The sequence below is a fragment of the Kitasatospora sp. cg17-2 genome (genome assembly GCF_054031055.1).
Genome location: NZ_CM132923.1, coordinates 561,309 through 576,768, shown reverse-complemented (window position 1 = coordinate 576,768; position 15,460 = coordinate 561,309). Strand labels below are relative to the sequence as shown.

At 74.4% G+C, this 15,460-nt stretch carries 16 protein-coding genes; 10 read left to right on the top strand and 6 right to left on the bottom strand.

Translation table 11 applies throughout. From position 1 onward, the window contains the following. Window positions 1-302: 302 nt before the first annotated feature. The 4 genes from ACW14Y_RS02365 to ACW14Y_RS02350 all read left to right on the top strand — a co-directional run bounded on the left by ACW14Y_RS02365 (window position 303) and on the right by ACW14Y_RS02350 (window position 3,110). Window positions 303-1,124 carry a GNAT family N-acetyltransferase gene (locus tag ACW14Y_RS02365; RefSeq protein WP_456985686.1) on the top strand — a complete coding sequence of 274 codons (822 nt, stop codon included), beginning with the start codon at window positions 303-305 and terminating at the stop codon, window positions 1,122-1,124. Continuing rightward, window positions 1,121-1,933 (top strand): hypothetical protein, encoded by an 813-nt coding sequence (locus ACW14Y_RS02360; protein WP_456985685.1) that lies wholly within the window; start codon window positions 1,121-1,123, stop codon window positions 1,931-1,933. The genes ACW14Y_RS02365 and ACW14Y_RS02360 overlap by 4 nt, the downstream gene beginning before the upstream one ends. Before the next feature lie 92 nt (window positions 1,934-2,025). Continuing rightward, on the top strand, window positions 2,026-2,598 hold the full coding sequence (locus tag ACW14Y_RS02355; protein WP_380312424.1) for a hypothetical protein: 573 nt from the start codon (window positions 2,026-2,028) through the stop codon (window positions 2,596-2,598). 140 nt (window positions 2,599-2,738) lie between these two features. Then, window positions 2,739-3,110: a hypothetical protein gene (locus ACW14Y_RS02350; RefSeq protein WP_456985684.1), complete on the top strand. Its 372-nt coding sequence runs from the start codon at window positions 2,739-2,741 to the stop codon at window positions 3,108-3,110. A gap of 37 nt (window positions 3,111-3,147) precedes the next feature. Here the strand turns inward: ACW14Y_RS02350 and ACW14Y_RS02345 are convergent, their stop codons facing one another. Beyond that, the gene (locus ACW14Y_RS02345) at window positions 3,148-3,630 is read right to left on the bottom strand and encodes a MarR family winged helix-turn-helix transcriptional regulator (protein WP_380312433.1); all 483 of its coding nucleotides are present in this window, start codon (window positions 3,628-3,630) and stop codon (window positions 3,148-3,150) included. A gap of 177 nt (window positions 3,631-3,807) precedes the next feature. Between ACW14Y_RS02345 and ACW14Y_RS02340 the strand changes: the two genes are divergently transcribed. Both ACW14Y_RS02340 and ACW14Y_RS02335 read left to right on the top strand, forming a co-directional pair. Beyond that, entirely contained in the window at window positions 3,808-4,707 is a 900-nt protein-coding gene (locus ACW14Y_RS02340; protein ID WP_456985683.1) for a haloalkane dehalogenase, read from the top strand. 163 nt (window positions 4,708-4,870) lie between these two features. After that, window positions 4,871-5,458 (top strand): lytic polysaccharide monooxygenase, encoded by a 588-nt coding sequence (locus tag ACW14Y_RS02335; protein WP_380312416.1) that lies wholly within the window; start codon window positions 4,871-4,873, stop codon window positions 5,456-5,458. 142 nt (window positions 5,459-5,600) lie between these two features. Here the strand turns inward: ACW14Y_RS02335 and ACW14Y_RS02330 are convergent, their stop codons facing one another. From ACW14Y_RS02330 to ACW14Y_RS02320, 3 genes are all read right to left on the bottom strand, one after another. Beyond that, window positions 5,601-6,029, bottom strand: a complete 429-nt coding sequence (locus ACW14Y_RS02330) for a cold-shock protein (protein WP_380441210.1) — start codon at window positions 6,027-6,029, stop codon at window positions 5,601-5,603. A 107-nt stretch (window positions 6,030-6,136) separates the two neighbouring features. Continuing rightward, window positions 6,137-6,793, bottom strand: coding sequence for a hypothetical protein (locus ACW14Y_RS02325; protein WP_402724736.1), 657 nt, complete (start codon window positions 6,791-6,793; stop codon window positions 6,137-6,139). A 174-nt stretch (window positions 6,794-6,967) separates the two neighbouring features. After that, on the bottom strand, window positions 6,968-7,678 hold the full coding sequence (locus ACW14Y_RS02320; protein WP_380311378.1) for an SDR family oxidoreductase: 711 nt from the start codon (window positions 7,676-7,678) through the stop codon (window positions 6,968-6,970). Window positions 7,679-7,862: 184 nt separating this feature from the next. On the opposite strand from ACW14Y_RS02320, the gene ACW14Y_RS02315 reads away from it, so the two are divergent. Both ACW14Y_RS02315 and ACW14Y_RS02310 read left to right on the top strand, forming a co-directional pair. Beyond that, window positions 7,863-8,678 carry a LysR family transcriptional regulator gene (locus tag ACW14Y_RS02315; protein ID WP_380395234.1) on the top strand — a complete coding sequence of 272 codons (816 nt, stop codon included), beginning with the start codon at window positions 7,863-7,865 and terminating at the stop codon, window positions 8,676-8,678. A 608-nt stretch (window positions 8,679-9,286) separates the two neighbouring features. Next, window positions 9,287-10,414: a nucleotide disphospho-sugar-binding domain-containing protein gene (locus ACW14Y_RS02310; protein ID WP_380311374.1), complete on the top strand. Its 1,128-nt coding sequence runs from the start codon at window positions 9,287-9,289 to the stop codon at window positions 10,412-10,414. A 110-nt stretch (window positions 10,415-10,524) separates the two neighbouring features. Here the strand turns inward: ACW14Y_RS02310 and ACW14Y_RS02305 are convergent, their stop codons facing one another. Together ACW14Y_RS02305 and ACW14Y_RS02300 are read right to left on the bottom strand one after the other, a co-directional pair. Then, the gene (locus tag ACW14Y_RS02305; protein ID WP_456985682.1) at window positions 10,525-10,965 is read right to left on the bottom strand and encodes a hypothetical protein; all 441 of its coding nucleotides are present in this window, start codon (window positions 10,963-10,965) and stop codon (window positions 10,525-10,527) included. After that, a complete protein-coding gene (locus ACW14Y_RS02300) occupies window positions 10,962-11,396 on the bottom strand; it encodes a MarR family winged helix-turn-helix transcriptional regulator (protein ID WP_380441221.1) in 435 nt (144 codons plus the stop codon). The genes ACW14Y_RS02305 and ACW14Y_RS02300 overlap by 4 nt, the downstream gene beginning before the upstream one ends. Window positions 11,397-11,568: 172 nt before the next feature. Here ACW14Y_RS02300 and ACW14Y_RS02295 point away from each other — a divergent pair, with 172 nt between their 5' ends. Next, on the top strand, window positions 11,569-12,507 hold the full coding sequence (locus tag ACW14Y_RS02295; RefSeq protein ID WP_456988420.1) for an FAD binding domain-containing protein: 939 nt from the start codon (window positions 11,569-11,571) through the stop codon (window positions 12,505-12,507). Then, complete coding sequence (locus ACW14Y_RS02290; protein ID WP_456985681.1) at window positions 12,504-15,257, top strand: molybdopterin-dependent oxidoreductase; 2,754 nt, start codon at window positions 12,504-12,506, stop codon at window positions 15,255-15,257. The genes ACW14Y_RS02295 and ACW14Y_RS02290 overlap by 4 nt, the downstream gene beginning before the upstream one ends. The last annotated feature ends 203 nt before the right edge of the window (window positions 15,258-15,460 follow it).

Below are 15,460 nucleotides of genomic sequence, written 5' to 3'. Positions count from 1 at the left end.
TGGGGGCCACTACCCATTGCTGCGCGGGGCCGTGCGTACGACCCCCACCCGGCCCCCACCCGACCCGCGCGCGGCCTCCGCCGGGCGCCCGCCGGTCCGGCCCCGGACGCTGTCCGGTGCCGCTCCGGCGTTGCTGTCAGTGACAATGCGTGACGCCGACGTGGTCGCGGTGCCGGTCGCGGTGAGCCTAACCGCCGGGCCGCGCAGCTCGGGGATCCGGCCGGATCCCCGCCGCCTCCGAGGAAGGATCGACCCAAAAATCCCGGGAGCGTGCGATCCCGTGCGGCTGGCAGGATCGGGCCATGTCGAAAGATCCCTTACTGGCCAGGGCCCAGGGTGTGTGGCGGGAGCTGGGCTCGGTGTCGGTGCCGGTGTCGTTCGGTACGGCGGGCGAGATCGACGTCGTCGTGTCGCCCGGGTCGAGGATCTGCCCGCCCGGGTGGGTGGGCATCGTGCTCCTGGGCGGGGCCGCCATCGTGACGGCTCCGAGCCGGGAGGCCGCCGACCGCGTCCGCGTGGCCGTGGCGGGGCTGCCGGTCGACCGGCTGACCGATCCGGAATCGGTCGGGGGAGTGCTCCCGACCCGTGAGGTGCTCGGGCCCGCGGTGCTGGCCTATGTCGCCGAGGAAGGCTTCCGGCCCGCCGCGCCGCCGACGGGCCTGCGCGTCGAGGAAGCCGCCGCCGGGTCCGTCGATCTGGCCGGGCTGGAACGGGCGGCCGGAGCGGCGGACGCCGACGAGGCCGGGCTGGACGAGATGTCCTCTCCCGCGTTCGTCGTCCGGGCGGCCGGCCAGGTGGTCGCCGCTGCCGGTTACCGGGAATGGCCGGGGCGCGCGGCCCACGTGGGTGTCCTGACCGCGCCTGCCTGGCGCGGCCGGGGTCTGGCGCGCGCGACCGGCTCCTCGGCGGTGCGTCACGCGCTCGCGCAGGGGCTGCTGCCGCAGTGGTGGGCCAGGGTCCCGGCCTCGCGGAACGTCGCGGTCGCGCTGGGGTTCAGCGAGCTGGGCTCCCAACTGAGTGTCGAGCCGGCCCGAGCGCCGGAGTCGCGTTTGGGCACGGCGCGGTCGGGGAACGGGAGTTCGACAATGCGTCGAAGCAACCGACCGAAGGGCCAGGACCGTTGACTCCTCCGCCACCGGGGCGGGTCGATCCCGACCTGGCCGACCGCCTGACCGACGCGGTACTGCTCTCCGGGCTCCCGGTCGCCTTCGGCGAGGAGGGACCGGGCGTGCGGATCCGTCCGGCCCGGCCCGCCGGCGACGCCGACCGGTGCGCGGGCGCGGCGGCGCTCGACTGGCTGCCGTCCCCCCGGCTGACCGGCGCCGCCGCGATGGCCGAACCGGGACAACCGGCCGGCCCGGCCCGCGAGGTGGTCGGGACGGCGATGGAGAACGCGCTCGCCGAGTTCCTGCCGGCGTTCGGGCTGGAGGCCGCCCGGGACGGCTCCGGCCGGGAACTGCGGGTCGCCCCGCCGGCCCTCCCGGCCGCCGGGCTCCGCGTCCCGCCCCGGGCCTTGGCCGCCCGGCCCGCCGGGCCGACTCCGGCCGAACTCGGTGTCCCCGCCGCCCTGCTGGACGCTCTCCGGCGCAGCACGGCGCTCGCCGGCCTGCCGCTCGCCGCCCACCTCGGCGGCACCGGCATCACCCTGGCACCGTGCCCGTCGGCCGAGGACCCGGCTGCGGGCCCGGGTGAGGACCCGGGTGCGGTGGGCGCGGCGGACCTCGGCTGGAACCCGTCCCGCCGACTCGCCGACCTGGCCGACAGCGATCGCCCCGAGGCACCCGCCGCCGCCACCGCCCGTGCGGCGGTCGACGCCGCGATGCGCCACGCGCTCGGCACCGCCCTGCGCGCCTGCGGCACCGAACTGCGCTGGCTGCACGCCGTCCAACGCCTGCGCGTCTACGGCGAGTCCGTCCCGACGATCCGCCGCTGACCGCCCGACCGCCTGACCGCCTGACCGCCTGACCGCCTGTCCGCCGCTCGGCCGGGGTTCCGCTCCGGCCGACCGTCGGCGAGGATGGCGGGATGCTGCACAGCGTGCTCGCCGGTGACCACATCCTTCGTCCGACGCCGGATGCCCGCAGCGGTGCCACCGCCCCCGCGGACGTCGTCCCGGCAGCGGCCGTCCGGGACGCCGACCCGACGGCGACACCGCCGGAGGTCCGCACGGTCACGGGGGAGACGCTCTTCTTCCCGGCCGCCCGGAAGGCCGAGTTGGAGGGTTTCTGCCGGTCCCACGGGATCCCGCTGGTGTCCAGGCCGGACGTGTGGGGGGATCTGCTCGAACCCTTCCTCGACACGGAGTTCACCCCCCGGCGCCGGGCCGTGACCGCGCAGGCGCTGGCGAGGGTCGGTCTCGACGAGACGGCCGTGGCCGGCATCAGGGCCGAGGTCGGCCCGCTCGTGCTCGCCTACAACTCCCTTCACCGGGACTGGTTCCACCTGGGCCTGGCCGACCTGCTCGACGCCGCGACCAGCGGTTCGACCCCGGAGCGGTACCGGGTCGGGCCCGACCGCTTCCCCGCCTTCCGGGCCTGGGCGATGGCGATCGCCGACTCGGGCCGCACACCCGGCCCGTCCGCCCCGCTCACGGCTTGAGCAGGCCGGCTCCGCGAGAAATCACGGTCGACGGGCGGACCCGGATACGGGAGGATCCGCAGACCGAGGACCGAAGGCGGGGGAGTGCGGTGATCACTCAGGGCGTGACGGTCAGGACGCGGTGCGAGGACTGCGGAGGTGTGCTGATCCGCGACATCGGCCAGTTCATCGACGGCGGACAGCTGTGGTGGGGCACCGAGGGGCGGTGCCGGACCTGTCCCCACGCATGGTGCGAGCAGGACACCGGCGCGGTGACTCCGGAGGGGATCCGGCAGGCGCTGCTGGCGGAGCACGGCACTGCCCGCCTGCGTCCGGCAGTGCCCGGGGCGAGTACTGTCGCCGTCCTGCGGGCCCTGCGAGAGACCCACGGGCTGTCGCTGGGGCAGGCACGTGCCCTGGCCGACGAGTTGATGACGACCGGGCTGACGGGCACGCTGGTCGAGATGGAGCTCATGGCCGCCGCGCTCGGTCGCCGCTCGGTCGCGGTGACCGTCGAGTCGGCGGCCGACTGACGGCCACTGGCCCGGCCGGACGTGGCCGACAACCGGATCAGGAATCGGCGTCGTCGGCCGCCGACCCGACGGCGGCCGTCCGCTCGTGGTGGTCCAGGAGGCGGGTCAGCAGGTCCGTCAGGAGGGCGCGGTCGTCGGCGTCGAGGGGGGCGAGCAGGGCGTCCTGGGCCGCGTCGACCACGGTGTCGAGTCGCCGGAGGTGGGCGCGCCCCTCGGTGGTCACCGTGATGACGTTGCGGCGGCGGTCGGCCGGGTCGGGTGTGCGCTCGACCAGGCCGCGTTCGGCGAGTTCGTTGACCACCGCGACCATGTCGCTGCGGTAGATGCCGGTGCGCCGGCTGAGGTCCGACTGGCTGGCCGGGCCGCCCTCGGTGAGGGCGGTGAGGGCGGCGAAGTGCCATTTGCGGGCACCCTCCGCCGCCAGGCCGTCGTTCACCAGGTGGTCGGCGTGCAGGGCGTTGACCGCCAGCAGCCGGCTGGGCAGGCCGCGGACCCGGGCCGGGGCGGCGTGGCCGGTCATGGCGCCCGGGGTGTGGCGGGGCGTCTCGTCGTTCTTCACGCCCGCAGTCTAGCCGTTGTGTTAGTCACTCTAACGATGTAACGTCGTGCCTCCCAGACTGTTAGTGCGACTAACGGATTCGGCGGAGGTGGTCGAGCGCCCCGCCGTGCCCCGCGTGCGACGAGAGGAACCGCCCCGATGCCCACCGTCCCCGTGATCGACTCCCATCTCGCCTACCTGGACGCCGGAACCGACGCGGGCGGCCCGCCCGTGGTGCTCCTGCACGGCAATCCCACCTCCTCCCACCTCTGGCGCAACGTCGTCCCGCACCTGGCCGACCGGTCCCGGGTGCTCGCGCCCGACCTGATCGGCATGGGCGCGTCCGGAAAGCCGGCCGTCGACTACGGCTTCGACGACCAGGCCCGCTACCTGGACGCCTGGTTCGAGGCGCTGGACCTCGACCGGGTCGTCCTGGTCGGCCACGACTGGGGCGGCGCGCTGGCCCTCGACCGGGCCGCCCGGTATCCGGACCGGGTGGCCGGGGTCGTGCTGCTGGAGACCTTCCTCAAGCCGCTGGCCGCCGAGGAGCTGCCACCGCCGGCCCGGGCCCGCGCGGAGGCGTTCCGTACGCCCGGCGTCGGCGAGGAACTCGTGCTGGAGCAGAACATCTTCATCGAGACGGCCTTCAAGGGCGGGGTGCTCCACCCGCTGGACGAGGACGAGGTCCGGCCCTACCGCGAGCCGTTCCCGACGCCGGAGAGTCGCCGCCCGATGCTGGCCTGGTCCCGGATGACGCCGATCGACGGCGACCCGGCCGAGGTGGTCGCCCGGATGGAGGCGTACGGCGGGTGGCTGGCCGGCAGTGCGGAGGTGCCGAAGCTGCTGCTGACCTTCGACTCCTCGCCGACCCTGCTGGTCGGCGAGGCAGTGGTCGCCTGGGCCCGCGAGCACGTCGCCGCGCTCACCGTGGAGCACTGCGGCCCGGCCGGGCACCATGCCCCCGAGGACCGGCCGGAGGCCATCGGCCGGGCGATTGCCGACTGGCTCGGACTTCACCGCCTGTCGGGCGCCAACCAGCCTGTCGTGCAGGCGGATTGATTGTTCGTCGACCAAGTGGTCCAGACCATTGACGAGGGGCTGCGCGCTGCCTACGGTATGGGCATCCACCTGGCGCAGGCATGCCAAGATCCCCTTGGTCGGCGCACCCCCACGCGCGCGTCCTGGGCCGGGCGCACTCTCCATCCCCCCACGGAGGAGCATCATGCGCAAACGTCTTGCCGTCGGCGCGGCGCTGGCCGCCGTCGCCGTCCCGCTCGCGATGGCCGTCCCGGCCAACTCGCACGGATTCATCAACCTGCCGCCGAGCCGCTCGGCCCTGTGCGGTGCGGGTGTCGTCAAGAACTGCGGCGACATCCAGTGGGAGCCGCAGAGCGTCGAGGGGCCGAAGGGCTTCCCGACCCGAGGTCCCGCGGACGGCACCATCTGCGCGGGGGCGGACGCCCGTTGGGCCCCGCTCGACAACCCGCGCAACGGCGCCTGGCCGACCACCAAGGTGACGGCCGGCGCTCAGCAGACCTTCACCTGGGAGATCGAGGCCCGGCACTCGACCACGAACTTCCGGTACTTCCTGACCAAGCCCGGCTACGACCCGACCCAGAAGATCACCCGGGCGAACCTGGACCTCACGCCGTTCCTGACGGTCCCCTACAACGGCCGTCAGCCCGCCGCCACCACCACCCACACCGGGACCCTCCCCACGGGTCGCACCGGGCACCACGTGGTCGTCGCGGTCTGGGACGTCGCTGACACGTCGAACGCGTTCTACTCCTGCACCGACGTGCTCTTCTGAGCCGACCCGACCTCCGGGCCGGCCCGCTCTCCGGGTCGACCCCGGTCTGCGGGCCGACCCGTCGTCCGGGCCGACGCACTCGTCGGAAGCAGCACCCGTACCCCGGGGCCGGTCGACCGGCCCCGGGGTACGGGTGCGCCGCTCAGCCCTCGGTCCAGCCGTGGCCCTTGGCGCACCGGAGCATCGCCTCGCGCACCTTGAGCACCTGCTCGCCGGTCAGCGACGGCGCGTTCGCCAGCAGCAGCTCCGTCACCTCCACCACGAATTCGGCGGAGGTGAGCACGTCGCACTCCGCGTCGTCGTGGTCGGCCGCGGACCGCGTGACGAGGGAGACCGGACCGGCCGCCCCGGCCGGACGCGCGGTCGCGCCCTTGGGCAGCCGCACCGACGAGGCCTTGAGCCCCCGGTCGCCCTCCTCCATCTCGAACTCGACCACCAGGCCGGAGTGCACCACGGACTCCGGCATCAACATGTCATTGACGTGCAGGAAGACATCCTCCCCGCCGTGGTCCGGAGCGATGAACCCGTAACCCCGCACGCTGTCGTAACGCACCACACGACCGGTGACCACTTGATACCCCCAAGGACAACCCGGGCCCCCTGCCCGACACCTGACGTAGAGGATAGACGACCGGGCGCCAGGGACGGGAGCGGACCGGGCCGTCGCCGGAGCGGCCGTCACCGGAACAGGCCCGCCCCCCGGGCCCGCCAGCGGACGATCATCGCGAGCATCACCGTGCACACGAACGCGGCCACCGCGGTCGCGCCCCAGAACGGGATCGCGATCCCGCTCGGCCGCTCGGTGATCATCCGGTTCCCGTCGAGCCACACCGAGGTCTCGCGGCCGTCCGGGTACAGCTTCCGGGTCGGCCGTTCCTCGCGGAACTCGTGGTCGTCGACGAACCAGCGGTAGGTGCAGCCGTAGAGGTCGTGCCCGATGTTCTGGTCGTCGACGCTGCGCCCGGTGACCCGGCAGTCGACCGTCGTGGCGGCGACCCGGCGCGGTTCGTGCCGTGCCGCGTCGACGGCGTGGGCGGTCTGCGCGGCCGCGAACACCGTGCCCAGCGCGAACACGGGGACCGCCAGCAGGCCGACCCAGGCCGCCGCGTAGTCGCGGTCGGACAGCTCGTCGATCACCGTCCGGGCGGTGGCGAGCAGCGCCACCAGGGCGGCGCCGGCGGCCAGCAGCCAGCCGGTCCGGTCGCCCGGAACGTCCTGCGACTCCCACCACACGACCGGCGCGGCCGAGGCCACCAGCCCCGCCGCCGCCACCGGTACCAGCAGGGCGCACCGCCGCTGCGCCGCCGTCCACCGTTCCCCGTCCGCGACCGTCAACCCGGTCCCCTTTCCCCCGAGTTCCCCGGGCCCCGTGGTGGCGGACGCCCCCCCGGACGTCCGCCGGGACGAGTGTCACGCGTCGCCGCCCCGCGTGCCCACCCCGCCACCGGTCCCGGGCCCGCCCCGGGTCGGAACGGTGACACGGCCGCGACATCGTCACGGCGGACCGGGCTACCAGGGCACGACCCGACCCAGGTGGTCGACGAAGTGGAGGCCGCCCGCGCCGCGGTGGCGCTCGACGGTGTCCACCACGCCCGGAACGCTCTCCGCCACGCTCAACTCGGCCTCCGGCCCGCCGAGTCCGGTGCGCACCCAGCCCGGGTCCAGCAGCATCAGGGTCCGGCCGTCGCCGGCGTGCCGGGCGGCCTGGCAGCGCATCAGCTGGTTGAGCGCGGACTTGCTGGCCCGGTAGAGGTCCTGCCCGCCCTCGGTGTTGAGGGCGACGCTGCCCTGGTCGGAGGACATCACGCCGATGGTGCCGGTCGGCGCGACCAGCGGGCGGAGGCTCTCGACGACGCGCAGCGGGCTCAGCGCGTTGGTGACCATGACCTCGGTGAACATGTCGGTCGGGACCTCGCCGATCGGCAGGTCGCCGCGGGTGATCGCGGCGTTGACGAAGAGGAGGTCGAGGGTGCGTCCGGCCAGTCGGTCGCGGAGCGCCGCGATGGCGGCCGGATCGGTCATCTCCAGCGACTCGACGGTGAGTCGGCCGTCGGAGGAGTCCAGCAGGTCGTGCAGGGCGGTGGGTCGGTCGCCGCGCACGGTGCCGATGACGTCCCAGCCCCGGTGGAGGTACTCGGCGGCGATCCCGAGGCCGAGGGTCCGGGAGGCGCCGACGACCAGGGCGGTCCTGCGGGTGTCGTTCGGGGTTGTGTCGTTCACGAGGGTTCCTGTTCGCGGAGGTGCGGAGGTTCTGACGGCATGGCCCGGAGGGCGGGACGCTGCCCGAGGTGCCCGGGGTGCCCGGGGCGAGGGCCGCCGGGCGCCGGGCGGTCACGGAACGAGTCTCCGAGCACCGCGAACCGGGCGTCCAATACCCTTTCGGGCGCATTGATACCGTGCGGGCATGGATCTGGACCTGCGCAAGCTCCGCTACTTCGTCGCGGTGGCCGAGCACCGGCACTTCGGCCGGGCGGCCGCGGCACTGTTCATCGCCCAGCCGGTGCTCAGCCGTCAGATCCGCGCCTTCGAGGAGGAGCTGGGCTGCGCGCTGTTCACCCGGACCACCCGCAGCGTCGAGCTGACCTCCGCCGGGCAGCAGCTGTACGAGGAGGCGCACGGGATCACCGCCGCGGTGGAGGGCGCCGTGCGCCGGGTGCGGGAGGCGGGCCGCCCGGTGCGGCGGCTGGTGGTGGCCTTCTCGGCCGGCCTGCACGTCGCGGAGGCGATCCGGGCCTTCACCGCGATCCGTCCGGAGGTCGTGGTCGACGTCCTCCCGCTGCCCTGGTCCGAGCGGGACGCGCCGCTGCGGGACGGCCGGGCGCACGTCGGTTTCCTCCGGCACCCGTTCGACGACTCGGGGCTGCGCACCGTCGCGGTCGGCCACGAGACCAAGGTCGCCTGCCTGCCGGCGGGGCACCCGCTGGCCGGGCGCCGGACGCTGGTGCTGGCGGACCTCGACGGCGAGCCGGTCCTCGACCACCGCGGCCGGCGGACGGCCTCGCTGGAGGAGAAGTTCGAGCTGATCGCCTCCGGCCAGGGCGTCGCCCTGGTGCCGCTGAGCGTCATGCGCTCGTACGCCCGCCCGGGCCTGGTCCAGCTGCCGGTCACCGACTTTCCGCCGGTCGTGACCTGCCTGGCGGCACCGGAGGGCCATGGACCGGGGCCGGTCGCGGACTTCCTGGAAACCGCTGCCGCCGTGCTCCGCCGGCCGGGGACGTGATCCGGCCATCGCCCGAATTCCGTGCGCGGACGGCCGGTTCGTCGTAGCATCGACGCCGGAACGCGCGAAAGCACAGCCCGGTCGGTAGTCCGGGCGCCGTCGGCCCCCGGCCGACGGCCAGTCATTCCCTCCCAGGGTGTCCGGTGCGTTCCTCCCGGCGCGCGCTCGCGCGCGGGACGCGGCGCCACCATGGGGGGAAGCAGCATGCCGAGGACGTTCGCCGCCCGACCGCCGGAGCCCGTGATCGCGGGCCGGCCGTGCGGCGCCGACGCCGAGCGCGCTGCCGTCGAACGCCGTCCGGCCGAAAGCCGTCCCGCCGACTACCGTCCCACCGCGGTCCGTTCCCAGGAGAGACGGGCCCCGGCCCGGACGCGTACGGGCAGATAGCCCGCCCTTTCCAGGCACGCCCCGACGGTTCCCGGCGGCCCCCGGCGGCTTCGTGCCGCGCGGTCGGCCCCGTCCTCCGCCCCGCCCGGACACCCGAACGTCCGATTGTCGATCCTCCGTGGAAAGAGATCTGACCGTTCGTCAGTTGACGGTTGCGGGAGACGGATCGGCCCGCGTGCGATCCGTGGCACGACCCAATCGAGAACGATCAGGAGATCACTGTGCGCATACTCTTCACCGGCCCGGCCGCGCCGAGCCACCTCTTCCCGATGGTGCCGACCGCCCAGGCCCTGCGGGCCGCCGGGCACGAGGTGCTGTTCGCCAGTCCGAGCCCGTACGACCAGCTCCGGCAGGCCGGCTTCCCGATCGTCACGATCGGCGACGGCCGGCCGCTGAAGGAGTCCTTCGAGGCGACCTCCGGCGGTCCGATGAGCTACGCCCAGCCGGGCCTGACCCAGGACGAGATCCTGGAGATGGCCTCCGCGGCCTTCGCCCACGCCTCGCGCTCCACGGTGGAGGACCTGCTCGCGGTCGCCGAGGGCTGGGGCGCCGATCTGATCGTCCACGACTCCTGCCTGGCCTCCGCCCAGCTGGTCGCGGCCCGGCTCGGCATCCCGGCGGCGTTGCAGAACTTCGGCCTCAGCTCCGGCCTCGACCTGGCCGCCCGGCTGGCCGCCCACTTCACCGACGTCTACGAGAAGCACGGTGTGGCCGCTCCCGCGCCGACCACGCCGCTGAACATCGTCCCGGCCTCGCTCGGCGGCGACCCGGGCGGCCTGCGGATGCGCTACCTCCCGTACAACGGAGGGGGTGTGGTCCCGGTCGAGCTGCTGGGGCGGGGCCACCGGCCGAGGGTCGCGGTGACCCTGGGCACCGTCATCGTCGGCATCGACGGCCTGTCGGCGATCGACCGGCTGGTCGAGTCCGCGGGTGCGGTGGACGCCGAGTTCCTGCTCGCCGTCGGCGACGCCGACCTCGGCAACCTGGGCACCCTGCCGGACAACGTCCGCCCGCTGCCCTGGGTGCCGCTCGCGGAGCTGCTGCGGGTCTGCGACGCGGTGGTGCACCACGGCGGGTCCGGCAGCACCCTCACCGGACTCCAGGCGGGTGTGCCCCAACTGATGCTGCCCCAGGGTGCCGACAACTTCGTGGTGGCCGACGCCCTGACCGCCACCGGGGCGGCCCTGAGCTCCACCTCCGACGCCGTCGACACCGCCCTGCTCACCCGGCTCGTCGTGGACCCGGCCCTGCGCGAGGGCGCCGCGCGCCTGCGGGCCGAGAACGAGGCCCTGCCGACCCCGGCGGCCCTCGTCCCCGACATCGAGGCCCTCGTCACCGCCCACCGGTGACCGGTCCGAACGCCCGTCGGAGGCGCTGAGGGGGACCCGCTCCCCGTCCCCGGTGGAGGTGCCGCCCCGCACCCCCACCGGGGACGGGACGTCCGCCGCCCGGCCCGCCGTCAGTGGGCCCGGGCCTCCGGGGTCTCCCGCCGGTCGGTGTCCGCCCACGGGAACGGGGCGAGGTCGGGCTCGACCCAGCCGGCCTTCGCCTGCGGACCGGCCAGCGTCGCCGGACGGTAGAACCGGGTCAGCAGGCGCTTGTCGAGCAGGGCGGGGTGGTGGTCGGCGAAGGCGGTGAAGTCGTCCTCGCCGTGTTCGGTCGCGTGGTGGCCGACCAGTTCCACCCAGGCCCGGCTGACGGTGGCGTGGTACTTCTGGGGCGCGCCGGCGTAGCGGGCGGTGCGCCGGATGCCGTCGCTGACCAGGTCGACGGCCGCGGGCGTGCCGAACCGTCGCACGGCCAGCCAGGTCAGGTGGACGTGCTCCCGGTGGCCGAACTTCCCCGCGGTCGCGGTCGCTTCGGCCATCAGTGCGTCGAAGTCGGCGGTTCGGTCGGTCATGCGGACACCTCGGTCAGGGCTTGCAGGGCGGTGCGCAGGCCGGCGATCGCCTCGGCCGGCAGGTCGTGGAGTGCCCGCTGCTCCAGCTCGGTCACGGCCAGGCGGATCGTCCCGGCGGCCACGCGGCCGGAGGCCGTGAGTTCGACGAGCACCGCGCGGCGGTCTCCCGGGCGGGTGCCGCGGGTGATGTGGCCGCGTCGTTCCAGGCGGTCGAGCACGCTGGTGAGCGTGGTGGGGCGGGTGCCGACGGCCGCGCCGAGTTCGGAGACGGTCCGGCCCCGGCCGTCGGCGAGGTTGGCCAGCGCGTTGATCTCGGAGGGCGTCAGGTCCAGGTCGACGAGCTCCGCGGCGAGGACTTGCAGGGTCGCGTGGGTGGCCCGCTGCAGCGCGAGCAGGGCCGACCACTCGGACGGCACGGATTCGGACTTCATGAATTCGGACTATACGATTTCGTACTACCGACGGCAAACGGGACCCGGGCCGAGGCCGTCCCTGGGTGATCCTCCAGCTCCGGGGCGGTGCGCTGGTGTGCGGATCCACTCGTTCCGGGCGCGGCGCGTTGCTGCAATACCCATGTCGATCTGTCGAGGACGGTGGATGCACATGGACCTGAACACCGTGGTGGAACTGCGCGATGCGCGCGAACGCGGGACCTGGCGGCCGGGGGACGCCTGGCTGGGGGGCGGAACGTACCTGTTCTCGGAGCCCCAGCCGCACCTCCGGCGGCTGTTCGACCTCGGCCGGATGGGCTGGGAGCCGCTGCGGCCCACCCCGGACGGCGGGCTGGAGATCGCCGCGACCTGTACGATCGCGCAGCTCTCCCGCCACCCGAAGCCGGCCGGCTGGACGGCGGCGCCACTGTTCGAGCAGTGCTGCCGGGCGTTCCTCGCCTCCTGGAAGATCTGGAACGCGGCCACCGTCGGCGGCAACCTCTGCAACGGCCTGCCGGCCGGGCCGATGATCTCCCTCACCGCCGCCCTCGACGGCGTCTGCCGCCTGCTCGACCGCAGCGGGGCGACCCGCACCCTGCCGGTCGGGGACTTCGTGCTCGGCGCCGGGGTCACGGACCTGCGGCCGGGCGAGCTGCTGCGCTCGGTCACCCTGCCCGGCCGGGCGCTGGCCCGGCGGACGGCGTTCCGGCAGGCCTCCCTCTACGGGCTCGGCCGCTCCGGCGCCCTGGTGATCGGCACCCTGGACCCGGTGGACGGGGAGTTCGCGCTGCACATCACCGCGGCCACGGTCCGGCCGGTCCGGCTGGGCTTCGCCGTCCCGCCGAACGCCGAGGCGGTGCGCGAGGCGGTGGAGCACGCCGTCGCGCCGGAGGAGTACTTCGACGACATCCACGGACTGCCGGCCTGGCGGCGGCACATGACCCTGCGGTTCGCCGAGGAGGTCCGGCGCGAGCTGGTCGATCCGGTCGGTCCGGTCGGTCCGGTCGAGGTCGTTGATCCGGGCGGGCCGGGCGGGCTCGTTGATCCGGCCGGGCCGGGTGGGCCGGTCGCGGCCACGGCACCCCACACCATCGAGGAGGCCGGCCGATGAGCTTCACCGTCCGCGTCAACGGCGAGGACTCCGACGCGGAGCCGCGCCCGGGCCAGTGCCTGCGCACCTATCTGCGCGACCGGGGCTGGTACGGCGTCAAGAAGGGCTGCGACGCCGGCGACTGCGGCGCCTGCACGGTGCACGTCGACGGGGAGCCGGTGCACAGCTGCCTCTACCCGGCCCGGCGCGCCGACGGCCGCGCGGTGACCACCGTCGAGGGGCTCGCCACCGAGGACGGTCTCCACCCGGTGCAGCAGCGCTTCCTCGACGCCCAGGGCTTCCAGTGCGGCTTCTGCACGGCCGGCTTCCTGATGACCGCCGCCGAGCTCGACGAGGACCAGCTCGCCGACCTGCCGAGGGCGCTGAAGGGGAACCTGTGCCGCTGCACCGGCTACCGGGCGATCGAGGACGCGCTCCGCGGGGTGAAGCACACCGAGGACCCGGCCCCCGGCGAGGCGGTCGGCCGCAGCCCCGGCGCCCCCGCCGGGCCGCAGGTGGTCACCGGGACGGCGCGCTACACCTTCGACCTGGAGGTCGAGGGCCTGCTGCACATGAAGCTGCTCCGCTCCCCGCACCCGCACGCCCGGATCGTGTCCGTGGACACCTCGGCGGCCCTGCGCGTCCCGGGCGTGCGGGCGGTGTTCACCCATCACGACGCGCCGGAGCGCCTCTACTCCTCCGCCCGGCACGAGCACCCGACCGAGGACCCGGACGACACCCGGCTGCTGGACGACGTGGTCCGCTTCGCCGGCCAGCGGGTGGCGGCGGTGGTCGCCGACAGCGAGGCCGCCGCCGAGGAGGGCTGCCGCCGGGTCGCGGTGGAGTACGAGGTGCTGCCGTACGTCCTGGACCCCGAACTCGCCATGCTGCCCGGCGCCCCGGTGCTGCACCCCAAGGGCCCGGAGTCGCGGATCGCCCGCCCGGAGAACAACGTCTGCGGCGAGGTGCACGGCGAGATCGGCAGCGTCGAACAGGGCTTCGCCGAGGCGGCGGTCGTGTACGAGGAGACCTTCCGCACCCAGCGGGTGCAGCACGCCAGCCTGGAGACGCACGGCTGCCTGGTGTACTTCGAGGAGCACGAGGAGACCGGCGAGGAGCGGATCGTGGTGCGCTCCTCCACCCAGGTGCCCTTCCTCACCCGGCGCGCCCTGTGCGCGCTGTACGACCTGCCGCCGGAGCGGGTCCGGGTGGTGGCGGGCCGGGTCGGCGGCGGCTTCGGCGGCAAGCAGGAGATGCTCACCGAGGACATCGCCGTCCTGGCCGCGCTGCGGCTGCGCCGGCCGGTGAAGCTGGAGTTCACCCGGGCCGAGCAGTTCCTCGGCGCCACCACCCGGCACCCGTTCACCGTCACGGTGAAGGCGGGCGCGAAGGCGGACGGCACCCTGACCGCCCTGAGCTTCCGGGTGGTCTCCAACACCGGCGCGTACGGCAACCACGGCCCGGCGGTGATGTTCCACAGCGTGGGCGAGTCGATGGGCGTCTACCGGGCGCCGCACAAGAAGGTCGAGGCCTACTCGGTCTACACCAACGGCGTGCCCGCCGGGGCGTTCCGGGGCTACGGCCTGGGCCAGGTGACCTTCGCGGTGGAGTCGGCGATGGACGAGCTGGCCCGCCGGCTGGGCCTGGACCCGCTGGAGTTCCGGGAGCGGAACATCATCGGCCCGGGCGAGCACATGGTCGGCCCGGCGGGCGAGGAGGAGGACCTCCACATCGCCTCCTACGGCCTCGACCAGTGCCTGCGGGTGGTGCGGGACGCCCTCGCCGACGACCGCAGCGCCGAACTCGCCCCCGAGGGCTGGCTGGTGGGCCAGGGCTTCGCGATGTCGGCGATCGCGACCGGCCCGCCCGGCGGCCACTTCGCGGACGCCGCCGTCACGCTGCTGGAGGACGGCACCTACGACATCGCCGTCGGCACGGCGGAGTTCGGCAACGGCACCACCACCGTGCACAAGCAGATCACCGCCGGGGCGCTCGGGACGACGGTCGACCGGATCACGGTCCGGCAGTCCGACACCGACGTGGTCCGTCACGACACGGGGGCCTTCGGCTCGGCCGGAACGGTGGTCGCGGGCAAGGCGGTGATGAAGGCGGCCAACGCGCTCGCCGAACGCATCCTGAGCTTCACCGCCGAGTACGCCCGCACCCCGCGCAGCCGGGTCGCGCTCGGCGCCGAGGCGGTCGACTGCGAGGGGCGCCCGGTGCCGCTCAAGGAGGTGTTCGCGGCGGCCGCGGCACAGGGCCTGGCCCTGACCGGGGAGGGGCACTGGGGCGGCTCGCCGCGCTCGGTGGCGTTCAACTCGCAGTGGTTCCGGCTCGCCGTCGACCCCGACAGCGGCGAGATCCGGATCCTGCGCAGCGTCCACGGGGCCGACGCCGGGCGGGTGATGAACCCGCTGCAGTGCCGCGGCCAGGTCGAGGGCGGCGTGGCGCAGGCCCTCGGCGCCACACTGTTCGAACGGGTCCTGGTCGACGAGCGGGGCGAGGTGACCACGGCCGCGTTCCGCCGCTACCGGCTGCCGGCCTTCGCGGACGTGCCGCGGACCGAGGTGCACTTCTCCGAGACCTCGGACGCGATCGGCCCGCTGGGCGCCAAGTCGATGAGCGAGAGCCCGTTCAACCCGGTGGCCCCGGCCTTCGCCAACGCGCTGCGCGACGCGACCGGCATCCGGTTCACCGGGACGCCGTTCCTGCGCGACCGGGTGTGGCAGGCGATCGACGAGCACCGCCGCGGCGGGGGAGCCGTCGCCTGAGCGAGGGGTGTCCGGGCGGAAGCGCGCGGCCGACCCGCTTGAGGTCGGGACGGCCGCGCGTTCCCCGCCCACCGATCCAATCGCGGCGCCACTGTCCGGACCACTGGACATCGGTACCACCCGGGGGCCCCGCCCTCGGGTGATCGAACAAGAGGGAAGAAGCCTCGTGGCCCTTGCATTTACCATGCCCGAACGCACAGAAA